The organism is Nocardioides sp., from assembly GCF_025964975.1.
GTDB lineage: Bacteria > Actinomycetota > Actinomycetes > Propionibacteriales > Nocardioidaceae > Nocardioides.
Map to the genome: position 1 here is coordinate 15,307 of NZ_JAOPXV010000100.1, position 13,564 is coordinate 28,870.

Annotated in this window: 10 protein-coding genes; 6 read left to right on the forward strand and 4 right to left on the reverse strand. The window is 71.4% G+C overall.

What is annotated here, in order from left to right:
• The first annotated feature begins 61 nt into the window (after positions 1–61).
• Together JWN68_RS07085 and ftsY are read left to right on the forward strand one after the other, a co-directional pair.
• On the forward strand, positions 62–241 hold the full coding sequence (locus JWN68_RS07085) for a hypothetical protein (protein WP_297736698.1): 180 nt from the start codon (positions 62–64) through the stop codon (positions 239–241).
• Between the two features lie 32 nt (positions 242–273).
• Entirely contained in the window at positions 274–1,410 is a 1,137-nt protein-coding gene (gene ftsY, locus JWN68_RS07090; RefSeq protein WP_297736701.1) for a signal recognition particle-docking protein FtsY, read from the forward strand.
• Positions 1,411–1,425: 15 nt separating this feature from the next.
• Here the strand turns inward: ftsY and JWN68_RS07095 are convergent, their stop codons facing one another.
• Genes JWN68_RS07095 through JWN68_RS07110 form a run of 4 tightly spaced genes read right to left on the reverse strand, consistent with a single transcriptional unit; the run spans position 1,426 to position 8,400 of the window.
• Positions 1,426–4,353 carry a glycosyltransferase gene (locus JWN68_RS07095; protein WP_297736705.1) on the reverse strand — a complete coding sequence of 976 codons (2,928 nt, stop codon included), beginning with the start codon at positions 4,351–4,353 and terminating at the stop codon, positions 1,426–1,428.
• A 20-nt stretch (positions 4,354–4,373) separates the two neighbouring features.
• Complete coding sequence (locus JWN68_RS07100; RefSeq protein ID WP_297736708.1) at positions 4,374–6,533, reverse strand: glycosyltransferase; 2,160 nt, start codon at positions 6,531–6,533, stop codon at positions 4,374–4,376.
• A complete protein-coding gene (locus JWN68_RS07105) occupies positions 6,530–7,375 on the reverse strand; it encodes a hypothetical protein (protein ID WP_297736711.1) in 846 nt (281 codons plus the stop codon). Before JWN68_RS07105 ends, JWN68_RS07100 begins: the two co-directional genes overlap by 4 nt.
• Positions 7,372–8,400: a glycosyltransferase family 2 protein gene (locus JWN68_RS07110; protein WP_297736714.1), complete on the reverse strand. Its 1,029-nt coding sequence runs from the start codon at positions 8,398–8,400 to the stop codon at positions 7,372–7,374. The genes JWN68_RS07105 and JWN68_RS07110 overlap by 4 nt, the downstream gene beginning before the upstream one ends.
• A gap of 210 nt (positions 8,401–8,610) precedes the next feature.
• On the opposite strand from JWN68_RS07110, the gene JWN68_RS07115 reads away from it, so the two are divergent.
• The 4 genes from JWN68_RS07115 to JWN68_RS07130 form a co-directional block, all read left to right on the forward strand.
• Entirely contained in the window at positions 8,611–9,939 is a 1,329-nt protein-coding gene (locus JWN68_RS07115; protein WP_297736717.1) for an ammonium transporter, read from the forward strand.
• Positions 9,936–10,274, forward strand: a complete 339-nt coding sequence (locus JWN68_RS07120; protein ID WP_297736720.1) for a P-II family nitrogen regulator — start codon at positions 9,936–9,938, stop codon at positions 10,272–10,274. Before JWN68_RS07115 ends, JWN68_RS07120 begins: the two co-directional genes overlap by 4 nt.
• Before the next feature lie 49 nt (positions 10,275–10,323).
• Positions 10,324–12,576 (forward strand): [protein-PII] uridylyltransferase, encoded by a 2,253-nt coding sequence (locus JWN68_RS07125; RefSeq protein WP_297736723.1) that lies wholly within the window; start codon positions 10,324–10,326, stop codon positions 12,574–12,576.
• A 46-nt stretch (positions 12,577–12,622) separates the two neighbouring features.
• Positions 12,623–13,564 (forward strand): signal recognition particle receptor subunit alpha (locus tag JWN68_RS07130; RefSeq protein ID WP_297736726.1); only part of this gene is annotated, 942 nt, incomplete at its 3' end.

Sequence of the window (13,564 nt, forward strand, 5' to 3'; positions counted from 1 at the left end):
AAGGCCGCGCCGGTGTGCCACCGTTGCATCAACCCACCACGCTCTCGGAAGTTGAAACTCCATGCTCGCGATCGTCCTTATGATGCTCCTCGTCCTCGTCCTGTCGGTCGGGGTCGTGGTGTACGTCGCATACCCGCACCGTGGCGAGGACCTCCCGCTCGTCCCGCAGCTCGGTGACGCGATGCGCAAGGGTGTCGACTCGTTGCCGACCATCGGCGACCACGAGGACATCCGCGCCTGAGTCCCGCCACGGGCGTCTGATTGGATTGGCCCATGGATTTCCTCGGTGACTGGCTCTACCTGATCATCGGCATCGCCGTTGTCGGCGTGCTCACGCTGGCCGGTCTGCTGTCCGGCCGCCGCGGCAAGCGTGCGGTAACGCCGGGCGCCGGCAGCGACGCGATCTCGCCGCCGCCCACCGAGGTGGACGTCGAGTCGCCTGGCGAGGCCGCCGGCGACGTGTCTGCGACGCGGACCCTGGACCGACCTGAGGGCACGGCCTCGCGGATCATCCGGCTGCGTCAGCGCCTCGCTGGTTCGCAGGGGACCCTGGGGCGAGGCCTGTTGGCCCTGCTGAGCCGTGACCGGCTGGACGAGGACACCTGGGAATCCATCGAGGACACCCTGCTGACCGCCGACATCGGGGTCGCCCCGACGACCCAGCTGGTCGAGCGGCTGCGCTCCCGGCTGCGCGTCGAGGGGGGCCCGGACCAGGACGCGCGGGCCGTCCTCCGCGAGGAGCTCATCGCGCTGGTGGACCCCGGCATGGATCGTCGCCTCCAGGTGAGCGGCGCGGACGGCAAGCCGGGCGTGGTGCTGGTCGTCGGCGTCAACGGCGCCGGCAAGACCACCACGGTCGGCAAGATCGCCCGCATCCTGGTAGCCGAGGACCGCACCGTCACCCTGGGCGCCGCAGACACCTTCCGCGCCGCGGCGGTCGAGCAGCTCGCCACCTGGGGTGAGCGCGTCGGGGTCGAGGTGGTGCGCGGTCCCGAGGGCTCCGACCCTGCCAGCGTGGCGTTCGAGGCGGTGAAGCAAGGCGTCGAGCAGGGCGTCGACACCGTCCTGATCGACACTGCCGGTCGCCTGCAGAACAAGGCCGGACTGATGGACGAGCTGGGCAAGGTCAAGCGGGTGATCGAGAAGCAGGCCCCCGACACCGAGGTGCTGCTCGTGCTCGATGCGACCACCGGGCAGAACGGGATGATCCAGGCCCGGGTCTTCAGCGAGATCGTGGACGTCACCGGCATCGTGCTGACCAAGCTCGACGGCTCGGCCAAGGGCGGCATCGTGGTGGCCGTCCAGCGCGAGCTGGGAGTCCCGGTCAAGCTGGTCGGACTGGGCGAGGGCGCCGACGACCTCGCGCCGTTCGACGCGGCCGCCTTCGTCGACGCCTTGCTCGGCGGCTGAGACCGGACAGTCCGGTCAGCGGCGAGGCAGTCGCCCGCGCAGGGCGCCGACGGCGTCCTCGACCAGCCGGGCTGCGCGCTGGTCGAAGGTGTGCGCTGCGATCACGCGCAGCGCCTGCTCCCGGCGGACGTCGTTGTCGGGGAACGCTGCGTAGGGCGGGGAGATCAGGCGCAGCAGGTCACTCTCGTCCTGGAAGGGCTGGACCAGCTCCCCAAACGTCTCGTGCAGCCCGGAGACGGGGTCCGTCGCGATCCGGGCTCCGCAGGCAGCGGCGTCGAAGAGGCGGTTGGACAGGAAGCTGTCGCGGCGCATGTCGAGGTGGTGGTCGTTGAGGACGACCCCGGCAGCGGCGTAGAGCGCGCCGACCTCTTCGTTGGGGACTCCGGAGGAGGCGACGGCAGACGGGTCGAGGAACTCGTCCCAGTCGGCTCCGTGCACCGTCAGGTCTGCGTCGGCGGCGAGCGCGGTGCGTACGGCCTGTCTGAAGACACCACGCGAGTTGCCCACGAAGAGCACGGCCGGTCCGGTGTCGGGTACGCCACGGTCGGGGTTGAAGAACCGGGGGTCGGTGCACTGCAGGAGCGGCTCGACGGGCACTCCCCACTCGCGTCGGATCTGTGCGGGCCAGCTGAGGCTCGCGGCGTACACGAGCTCGAAGCCCTTGAGCTCGGTCATCGAGGTGAGGTCGGGGTGGCTGATGATCCACTGCATGTTGAGCGCCGTGGGATGCGGCTCGACGTGGTCGAGGCCGCGAAGCACCAGGACCACGTCGTCGTGCTCGCGCGAGGTGCGGTGCCGCGCGTCGCGCGAGTCGACCGAGACGTCCTGACCGCTGCGCTCGAGCGCGGCGGCCAGCGACCGGGCGAAGTGGGTGTCGCCCCAGCGCTCGCCACGGGGACCGGCCGGCGCTGCGGTGTCGATGGTCCACCGCAGCCGCGGCGGATGCTCGTGGATGCCCTGCACGGCTCGGACGACCTGCTGCTGCAGCAGCACCGAGTCCGACTCGGGGTCGTCGGAGTCGGCCGAGACTCGCTGGGTGCGGACCCCGGTGAGCTCGAACCCGATGGCACGCCAGAGCTCGCCCGTGCGGTCGGGGGCGATGGGGTGACGGTGCGACCGGAGCACGGCCAGGGCGATCTTGAGATCAGCCGGTTCGGCGTACGGCGTCCGCGAGGTGATGCTGACCGACGGCACCAGGACGGTGCGGCCGGCGCCCGTGGCGATGCCCCTGAGCCCGAGGTCGGTCTCCGCCAGCACGTCGGAGAAGCTCGGGTCGAGGCCCTGGAGCGTCAGCAGGGTCTCGGCGCGCAGCGCCACCATGGGTGAGGCGGGCGCGGGGATCTCGCACGTCCCGAGCCGCTGCGCGTCCGAGGGTGGATGGCCCGCCAGGAGGAGCCCGAGGCGGCCGTCGTCACGCGGGAAGACGGCACCGGCGGAGATAACCAGACCGCGTCGGTCGAGCACCACGGGCTGGGCGACGGCGACGCCGGGCTCGGCGAGCGCCTCGATGAGTCGGGGGAGCACGTCGGGCGCGGGCTGTGCCTCGGGTCGGAGGAGAACCACGTGTTCGCCCGTCGTGTGGGCAATGCCGATGTTGAGTGCCGACGAGATGCGGGTGCCGGTCGGCACCGAGATGCTGGTGACCGACGGCAGCACACCCGCCAGGGCAGACGTGAGCAGGTGCGGGCCGCGACGGTCCCGGGTGGCCACCACGACGACCTCGACGTCCGGTCCGCCGGCGAGCAGCCAGTCGACGGTGCCGCGCGAGCCGTGACCCAGCGGCAGCACGATGCTGGTGCGACCCGGCACTCGGGCGGTGGCCTGGGCCGCCTCCCAGTTGACCGTGCGCGGGGCGTCGGTGCTCGTGCCCCGGACCAGGACCAGTGGATCGGCCCAGGTGACCAGCGCCGAGCCCCGGAGACGATCGACGAAGCGCGAGACGGTCTCGTCCGCATCGCTCTCATCGGGGTCGTGCTCGTCGAAGGTGCCGACCTCGTGCAGGATCGATCGGCGTACCAGCGTCGTCCCGAGGTCGAACTGGGACGGCGTCACCAGGTCGCCCGACAGGCGGGTCTCCGGGCCGGTGAAGGCGTGCACGGCGGACCCGTCGCCGGCGCGGAGCATGCTGACCGCCCGGGCAAGGAACTCCGGGTGCCAGTGGTGACCCGGCTCGAGGAAGGCGAGGAACTCGCCGCGTGCCCGTTGGATGCCGCGGTTGAGGGTCCGCCCCAGCTGGGTGCGAGAACCGAGGATCACCCGGACGCGATGATCTCCTGCGGCGGCCTCGGTCGCGACCGCGCCGGTGGCGTCGATGGAACCCCGGTCCAGGACGAGGAGCTCCCACTGGTCCAGCGTCTGGTCCTGCAGGGCCGCGATCGTCGGCGCCAGCAGGGGTCCGACGTCCTGGGCGCTCATCAGGATGGTGACGACGGGTCCGTCGGTCGCGGGGGAGGGCTGGTGGGCGCCCGGGTTGGCGTCGAGGTAGGAGAGCACCTGCCACTCACGGGCGGCGCGCAGGGCGTTGTCGCGGAACTCCCCCCACTGCAGGTGCGGGTAGCCGCGGCGTACGGGCAGGGGCGTGTCCCGGGTCGCGTGGTCCGCCCACCAGGCGAGCGGGCCGAACTGGTGGTCGCGAGCAGCGGGGTTCTCCTCGAGGATCCGCTCGGTGTTGAGGAGCGGGTGCGGCGCCAGCCGGTTGCGGCGAGGGCCCTCGGTGACGTACCAGAGGGAAGCGGGCAGGTCGCCCGCCTGCCACACCCCCTTGCTGGGCAGCCACGTCGCTTCGAAGAGTGGGTGCGGCGAGATGTCCGGGGTGTTGATCACGGCGCGCGCGGCGTCCTCGGCCGTCCTGGGCTGGACGCCGAGCTGAGCGCCGATCCAGTCGAGGTCGAGAAGTCCCGAGGCGACGAGGTCACGGACGGCGTGGCGCGCGGCAGAGCTCATGGGTGGCTCGATCACTCAGGTCACCCCGCTACCCGGCGGCGGGTCCGGTCCTGGCCGGTGAGCAGCGGCTCGATGAACTCGGCGAAGTCCTCGGCCATGCGGTGGGGAGGTCTCGCACGCGCGGCCGCGAGCGAGGCCTCCCGCGCAGCCTCGAGGCGGTCCGGCTCGTTGACCAGGTCGACGATCGTCGAACGCAGGGTCTGCTTGAGGGAGCGGTCGTCACGGGGGTTGAAAAGACGCACGTGAGGCTCGTCGGCCAAGTCCAGCAGCGCACCCGTGCGTGGGCCGACGATGGGCAGCCCGAAGCTCTGGGCGAGCCAGAAGACGCCCGAGTTCAGGATCCTCGAGTAGGGGAGCACCGCCAGGTCAGCGGCGCCGAACCACACCTGCAGCTGGTCGTCCGCGACGTGGGAGAACTCCGAGATCACCCGGGTCGACTGTTCGCACCGTCGCTTGAGCCCCGCCGTCTCCTGGGTCTGCGCCGGCTTGCCGGCGACCAGGAGCCGCAGGCTCGGGTCCTCGTCCGCGAGCTCGTGGAACACGTCCAGCAAGCGGCCGAGCCCCTTGTAGGGACGGATGCCACCCAGCGCCACGAGCACCTTGTCGGTGGGGTCGAGTCCCAACTGGCGGCGGGCCGCCTCGCGGCTGATCCAGTGCGGGTAGCGACCGATGTAGCTGGAGTGCTCGATCACGACCACGCGCCGCGGGTCGAGGCGGAGGACCTCGGAGGCCTGCCGGGCGGTGATCTCCGACAGCGCGTGGATCGCGTCGGCACGGTCGGCGAGCAGCTGGGCGAGCTGGGTCTCCGCCCAGACGTGGCGAGCCTCGTGGGGCAGGACGTTGTGCAGCGTCCAGACCAGCCGTCCGCCCGCGGTGTGGAACTTGTGCAGCGCCGCCCCGAAGCGGTCGAGCTCGATCGCAGCACGGAACGGACCCGTGGCGTATTGCATGATCGGCGTCGTCCAGTGGATGTTCAAGGTCCCGGGGACAGAGGCGACCGACCGGTTCTCGAGGTGCTCGATGACGTCGGCGACCGCGACCGGATAGGCGTCGACCGCGTCGAGGCCGGCGAAGAGCATCCCCTGGTAGGGATTGGCACGGTTGTAGTCCGGGAAGTAGTGGAGCGCGCGGTGCGGCGGGGCGCTGGTCTGGTCGCGTCGGGCGGTCGCGACGGTCTCCTCGAACTCGGCGGCGCGGAGGTCCCAGGTGTGGTCGAGCAGCACGCGTTCGCGGAGTTCCTCGACCCGTGCGCGGATGCCCTCGGGGTCGGCCAGCAGTGAGGTGATCCGCTTCCCGAGCTCGTCGGAGGACCGGTAGGTCGGGACGTCGAGCCCGCACTCCGTGGCGCCGAGGCGCGAGTTCACCACGGGGAGCGAGCCGCACGCGAGACTCTCGAAGAAGTGCGGGGAGAGCGTGGCGTCGCCCATCGCAGTGCCGGGCAGCTCGATCACGGTGAGCTCGGCCCGCGTCAGCACCTCGGGGGCCCGCAGCCACGGGATCGGCTCCTCGAGTCGCCCCAGCAGGCCCGAGCGCATGCTGCGGAGTGGCTCGGCGTAGACGGTCAGGGGGACGGTGAGTCGCAGGTCGTTGATCAGCGGCTGGATGGCACGGCCGCGCTCGACGTTGACCCCGAGGCTGACAGCGCCGTCGCGCGGCGGAGCCGGGTCGTCCCGGGGTGCGAACAGCTCGACGTCCGCGGCGTTGTGCAGGACGTCGACGCGCCGCGCCGAGGTGGGGACCAGCATGCTGCGGGCGACCGCGGAGCCCACCAGCATCTGGTCGAAGGCCATCAGGTGGTCCAGCTCGGCCCACGCCTCGGTCTCGCTGTGGGCCCAGGCCACGCGCCACGCGTCGACGGGTGCCTGTGACGGATCCGCGTCGGGGGTGGTGGCGATCCAGATCTCGGCCGATCCGCCCAGGTGCCACCGGTGACGGGGCACCAGCCGTACGCCGTACCCGCGATCGCTCAACGCCAGCCCCAGCCCGGCAGCGGCGACCAGGTCAGGCGTCGCGTGACGAAGGTCCACCGAGTGCACGAAGAAGAGGACCCGTTCGCCGTCACCGGTGGCCAGCTCCCCGTCGATGAGCTGGCGGTAGGCCGCCCGCCGACGGTCGACCGCCGACAGGTGCTCGCCGTCGTGGCCTCCGACCGTCTCGGAGAGTGAGGTCCCCGTGCTCACGCGCCGTCCTTGCGGCGCCGGGCCTTCTCCACGACGGACGCGACGACCCGGACCGCCCGCGAGTCGCGCGCCAGGAAGAGATCCTCCTCGAGCGAGGTGACCTGCGTCTGGATGAGGTCGCGCTCCCGGGACACCTGGGCGACGCGCGCCCTCAGCAGGACGTTCTTGTGGCGCAGCCGCTGCAACCGCTCCTGGAGGTCGTTCATCTCGCGGTCCATCGACAACAGCTCGTCCTTGCCCGACTGCATCTCGCGGGCGATCGTGGCACGCTCGCGTGCGAGCAGCTCGCGGGTGCGCTCCAGCTCGTGGGCCAGTCGACGGACCTCGGCGGCGCTGGCCTCGTCGGCAGCGGGGGACTGGGGGGCGGCCGTGGTGAAGGACGGGAAGCGGGCGACGGTGATGTGACGGCCGCTGTCCAGGGCGGCGGACGCATTGGGCTCCATCACGAAACCGGCCGAGGCGATCGACGACGTCAGGTCTCGCACACCCGACACCACGACGAGTGCCCCCGGGACGAGGGCGCCCGAGCCGAGCGTGCGGAAGAACAGGTCTGCGTCGTGGCTCGCGTCGAGGACGTCCTCCACGACCACCACGTCGACCGGCGCCACCAGGAAGGGCTGTGCCCAGTCGTCGACCTCGTCCCGTCGGCCCACGTCGAGCCCCCAGGGCTCGTCAGGCTCGGTGGCGACCGGCCACCGCAGGCACTCGACCTCACGGTCGTGCTCCTGGGCGAGCCGCACGGGCACGGTGGAGGCGTCCAGCGCGATGTGCAGCACGCGCGGCCCACCGGCGAGCGCCCGCTCGATGACGGTGACGACCTCGTCGCGACCCTTGGTGGTCATCGGTTGCTCACCCCATCTCTCGGTCGCGCGGCCGGCGTCTCGCTCCGCACCACATCGTCGGGCCACGGCACGTGTGAGACAGCATCATTGCGCCCGTCACGCCCGGCGCGCGCGTCGGCCGCCGCTCGTTCGACCAGGGCATCGAACTCGGGCAGCCACTCGGGTGCCTGTTGCTCGACCTTGCGGCGCCAGTTGCGCAGCCACTTGCCGCGCAGCTGCGCCAGCGCCGCCTCGCCGTCTCCGCCGAGGGCGCGCTCGACGAAGAGGTAGCGGTTACGCGTCATGTAGTAGAGGTGGTACGGAGAGGGCATCGCACCGGTCGAGCGCTGGTGGTGCAGCATCCGGGCCTGCTGGTCGACCATCACCCGCCAGCCTGCGCGCCGGACGTCGCGACACCAGTGGGTCTCCTCGAAGTAGAGGAAGTAGCTGTCCGGGAGCAGGCCGACGGTTTGGAGGACGGTGCGCCGGGTCAGCAGTGATGCCCCGGTGACGTAGTCCACGTCGCGGACCGTGGGGGGAGCCACCTGGGCGACACCGCGTCCCTGGTGCAGGTGGCGGGTCTCCCCGGCCTTGGACTCATCGACGATGCCTCCGTCGAACCAGACGGTCTCCGCGCCCCCCGGTGGCGCCGGGTGCACGATCCGTGGACCGACCACCCCGCAGTCGGGGACCTCGGTGAGCAGGGCCTTGAGCCGCGGCAACGTCTCGGGCTCCACCCGGGTGTCGGGGTTGAGCAACCACACGAACTCGTTGCCGCGCTCCAGGCAGCGCCGGATCCCGACGTTGGAACCGCCGGCGTAGCCCAGGTTGCCGCCGCTGGACAGCACCACCGCCCGGTCGCCCACGAGGTCGCGCAGCGCGTCCAGGGAGTCGTCCGAGTCGGAGTTGTCGATCACGACGACGTCCATGTCGAGGTCGTACGACGCCTCGAGGGACGCGATGCACCCGACGGTGTCCTCGGCGCTGTCGTGATTGACGAGTACGACGCCGGTGCGCGCCGTGCGATCGGCGCGGCTTCCGGTCATGCGGGGAGTGTATCGAGGCGCGTACGCCCTGCGTCGCCCGCGGCAGTTCACACGGACGTAACACGAGGCCGGAATCTGTTGCCTCCGCGCAACACGTGGCGGCCCACGAGGAAACGTCGCGCCCGCAGGGTTCAGGGCAACAGGTGGTGCCCGGGACGACAGCGTCGTCGTGTCGTGCAGACCACCCCCCGATCGTTCCCTGGAGGTTCTGTGGACGGCTACTACGCGTTCATGCTCGTCGCGACTGCTCTCGTGCTGATGATGACGGTGCCCGCGCTGGCACTGTTCTACGGCGGGATGTCGCGATCGAAGTCCGTGCTCAACATGATGATGATGTCGTACGTCGCAGCCGCCATCGTCGGGATCCTGTACGTCGCAGTCGGCTGGTCGATGGGCTGGAGCGGGGACGGCACCCTCTTCGCCAACCCGCTCGACCTCTTCTGGCTCGACGGCGTCGCCACCGGTGACTACATCTACGTGATGTTCCAGATGACGTTCGCGATCATCACCGTGGCCCTCATCAGTGGCGCGGTCGAGAGCCGGCTGAAGTTCTCGGCCTGGGTGCTCTTCGTGCCCGTCTGGGCGCTACTCGTCTACTTCCCGCTGGCGCACATGGTGTTCAGCTGCACCGAGGCCTCGCTCATCTGCGGCCGGATCGGCGCCCAGGACTACGCCGGCGGTACGGCGGTGCACATCAACGCAGGAATCGCGGCGCTGGTGCTGGTGCTGCTGCTCGGCAAGCGGGTCGGCTGGCCGAAGGAGCAGATGCGTCCGCACAACCTGACGCTGACGATGCTCGGCGCCGGTCTCCTGTGGTTCGGCTGGTACGGCTTCAACGTCGGCTCGATCGTGTTCGCCGGCGAGGAGGGCGAGGCCTTCACCGCGCGCTTCATCTCCGAGACCGGTCGCACCTTCGGCAACACCACGCTGGCCGCGTTCGCCGCGATCCTCGGCTGGCTCGCCATCGAGCGCCTGGTCCACAAGAAGGCCACCTCGCTCGGCGCGGCCTCCGGCATCGTCGCGGGCCTCGTCGCGATCACCCCGGCGGCAGGCGCCGTCGACCTCGAGGGTGCCGTCGCGATCGGATTCGTCGCCGGCGCTGTGTGCGCCTGGGCCGTCGGCCTGAAGTACAAGCTGGGCTTCGACGACTCCCTCGACGTGGTGGGCGTCCACCTGGTCGGTGGTGTCATCGGCACCGTGCTGATCGGCGTGTTCTCCACGTCCGAGGGTGCAGGCGGGGTCGACGGGCTGCTCTACGGTGGCGGTCTCGGCTCCTTGGGCGACCAGACCCTCGGGGTCCTCGTCGCGGTCGCCTACTCCGGGGTCCTGACGGCGGTCATCGCCCTCGCCATCAAGTACACGATCGGCCTGCGACTCGACGAGGAGGACGAGGTCAACGGCATCGACCTCGCCGCTCACGGCGAGTCGGCGTACGACCTGCACAGTGGGTCCAGCGGCAGCGGGAGCAGCTCCGGGATCCTGGCTGCCAGCACCTCGAGCACGGCAGTCACCTCGCGCAACGAAGGAGTCAAGGCATGAAGCTCGTCACCGCAGTGATCAAGCCCCACAAGTGGGAGGACGTCCGTGAGGCGCTGGAGACCTTCGGTGTCACCGGCATGACCGTCTCGGAGGTCAGCGGCTACGGCCGGCAGAAGGGCCACACCGAGGTCTACCGCGGCGCGGAGTACGACATCGCCCTCGTGCCGAAGATCCGGCTCGAGATCGTGATCGACGACGCGGACGCCCAGGACGTGGTCGGGATCATCGTCAAGACCGCGCAGACCGGCCGCATCGGCGACGGCAAGGTGTGGGTCACCCCCGTGGAGACGGTGGTCCGGGTCCGCACCGGAGACACGGACGAAGCAGCGATCTGACGCCAGCCCGTGCACGTCGTGCGGCCCGCCCACCACGAGAGGACTCGAGATGACCTCGACCGAGCGGGCCGCACGAACGTCCGTGGCCGACGAGCTGTGCCGGAGCGCGTACGCCGCACACGACGGCCCGGACGTGGGGGTGGCGTTGATCGCCGCCGGCGGCTACGGCCGGGGTGAGCTGGCTCCCCACTCGGACCTCGACGTCGTCCTGGTGCACGACGACGGCCTCGACCCCGGCCCCCTGGCCCAGCAGGTCTGGTATCCCCTCTGGGACTCCGGCTCACGGCTCGACCACTCGGTGCGGTCCCTGTCGCAGATGGTCGCCGCCGCCGAGGACGACCTCAAGGTGGCGCTCGGGTTGCTGGACATCAGGCACCTGGCGGGCGATCCCAACCTCACGCTGCGGCTGCGCGCGACCATGCTCGGGGCGTGGCGTCGCGAGGCGCGTGAACGACTGCCCGACCTGCGCGTGCTGGTGGACCGGCGCCACGACGTGGTCGGCGAGCTGGCGCACGTCTCGGTGCCCGACATCAAGGAAGCCGAGGGGGGCCTGCGCGACGCCACGGTGCTGAAGGCCCTGGAGACGACCTGGCTCGTCGACGTCTCGAGCGCCGAGCTCGAGCGGTCCCGGCAGTCGCTCCTCGACTTCCGGGACCTCCTGCACGACCAGACCCAGCGCCCGACAGACCGGGTGGCGCCCGAGCTCTGGGAGCCGATGACCCAGGCGCTCGACCTGGTCGACGCGGAGGCCGCGCAACGGCACGTCCGCGAGCTCGGCCGACGGATCACCCATCTGTCCCGGCTCACCTGGCGGCGCGTCGACGACATGCTGGCGCGGCCCGCGTCGGTCCGCGACGCCCGCCGTCCCGCTCTGGAGCCCATCGCCCCCGGGATCGCGCTGGCCCGGGGTGAGGTGGTGCTGGCTGCGCGGGCCCGTCCCGACCTCGATCCCTCCCTGCTGCTGCGGGCCGCCGCCGAGGCGGCCCAGCGAGACGCCGTCCTGGCGCCGGCCACCGCCGCACGCCTGGCCCGGGAGAGCTCGGAGCTGCCCACCCCCTGGCCTGCGGCTGCCCGCGACGCCCTGGTCCGCCTGCTCGCCTCGGGCACCGGCCTGCTCCCGGTGTGGGAGACGCTGGAGGAGACGGGCGCGCTGGCAGGTTTCCTGCCCGAGTGGGAGCGCATCCGGATGCTGCCGCACGCCTCGCCCATCCACCGGTTCACCGTGGACCGTCACGTCGTCGAGACCTGTGTCGAGGCCTCGGCACTGATCCGGTCGGTGGCGCGCCCCGACGTCCTGCTGGTAGCCGCGCTGCTCCATGACATCGGCAAGGGCCAACGCACCGAGCACTCGGTGGCCGGTGAGGCGATCGCCCGCGCCATCGCCACCCGCATGGGTTTCGACCCGGAGGGAGTCGATCTCATCGCCCTGCTCGTGCGCCACCACCTGCTCCTCTCCGAGACGGCGACGTCGCGCGACCCGGACGACCCGGCCACCGTCGCCGGGCTGCTGGCGCACGTCCCTGATGCCGCCTCGCTGGACCTGCTCCTGGCGCTCACGGAGGCCGACTCCCGGGCCGCCTCTCCCCAGGCGTGGTCGACGTGGCGAGCAGGACTGGTCACCCGGTTGGCCCGGCACGCGCTCGCGGCAGCGGGCGGGGACCCCGCACCCCCGGCTCTGTCCGGCGACCTGGTCGTCCCCGCTCTCGTGGAGGAGGGCGGGGTGTGGGTCGGGGTGGAGTCCGACACGGACGGCACCCGGGTGGCGGTCATGGCCCCCGACCGGGTCGGCCTCCTGGCGGATGCCGCTGCGGTGCTGGCGCTCCAGCGGGTGCCGGTGCACTCCGCCCGCGCCTGGTCCCAGGAGGGCCGCACCGGTCCGGTCGGGGTGTCCGTCTGGGAGGTGTCGACCCCCGACCTGGACCCGAGGGTGCTGCGCGAGCGGCTCGTCGCCCTCGCCGAGGGGCGCATCGACGTAGGCGCGCGGCTGGCTCGGCCGGCTCCGGGCCGGCTCGAGCCGCTGGTCGCCGTACGCTCCGAAGCGTCCCGCTCGGCCACGGTGCTGGAGGTCCGGACCGACGACCGACCCGGGGTGGTCCACCGGGTGTGCGCCACCTTGGCGGCGCTGGACCTCTCGGTCCGCTCCGCCCATGTCGCCACGGTGGGGCCCCAGGCGGTGGACGTCTTCTACGTCCAGGAGAGCGGTGCTGGACGGCTCTCCGACGAGCGCGCCTCCGAGGCGGCCCACGCCGTCCGGCGCGCGCTGTCCCCCATCGAGGGCGAGGCAGCGCGGGCCACCAAGTAGGCTGGACCGACCGCTTACACGCGCCACCACAAGGACTGACTCGACGTTGTTCGCCACACTTTCTGACCGGCTCGCCGACACCTTCAAGAATCTCCGCGGCAAGGGGAAGCTGTCCGAGGCCGACATCGACGCCACTGCGCGCGACATCCGCATCGCACTGCTCGAGGCCGACGTGGCGCTGCCCGTCGTCAAGGAGTTCGTGGCCGCGGTCAAGGAACGCGCCCGTGGCGAGGAGGTCAGCCAGGCGCTGAACCCCGCCCAGCAGATCATCAAGATCGTCAACGAGGAGCTCGCCGCCATCCTCGGTGGCGAGACCCGTCGCCTCCGCTTCGCCAAGACCGGCCCGACGGTCATCATGCTGGCCGGGCTGCAGGGCGCCGGCAAGACGACGCTGGCCGCCAAGCTCGCGCTGTGGCTCAAGGACCAGGGCAAGACCCCCATGCTCGTCGCGGCCGACCTGCAGCGTCCCAACGCCGTCCAGCAGCTCCAGGTCAACGGTGAGCGCGTCGGCGTACCCGTCTTCGCGCCCGAGCCCGGCAACGGCGTCGGCAGCCCCGTCGAAGTGGCTCGCGCCTCGATCGAGGAGGCCAAGCGCAAGCTGCACGACGTGGTCATCATCGACACCGCCGGGCGCCTCGGCGTCGACGCCGAGCTGATGAAGCAGGCAGCCGACATCCGCGATGCGGTCCAGCCCGACGAGGTGCTGTTCGTCGTCGACGCGATGATCGGCCAGGACGCCGTCACGACCGCGCAGCTGTTCCTCGACGGGGTGGGCTACGACGGGGTCGTGCTCACCAAGCTCGATGGTGACGCCCGCGGTGGCGCGGCGCTGTCGATCGCCAGCCTCACCGGCCGGCCGGTCATGTTCGCCTCGGCGGGCGAGAAGATGACCGACTTCGACCTCTTCCACCCCGACCGAATGGCCTCGCGCATCCTCGACATGGGCGACATGCTCACCCTGATCGAGCAGGCCGAGAAGACCTTCGAT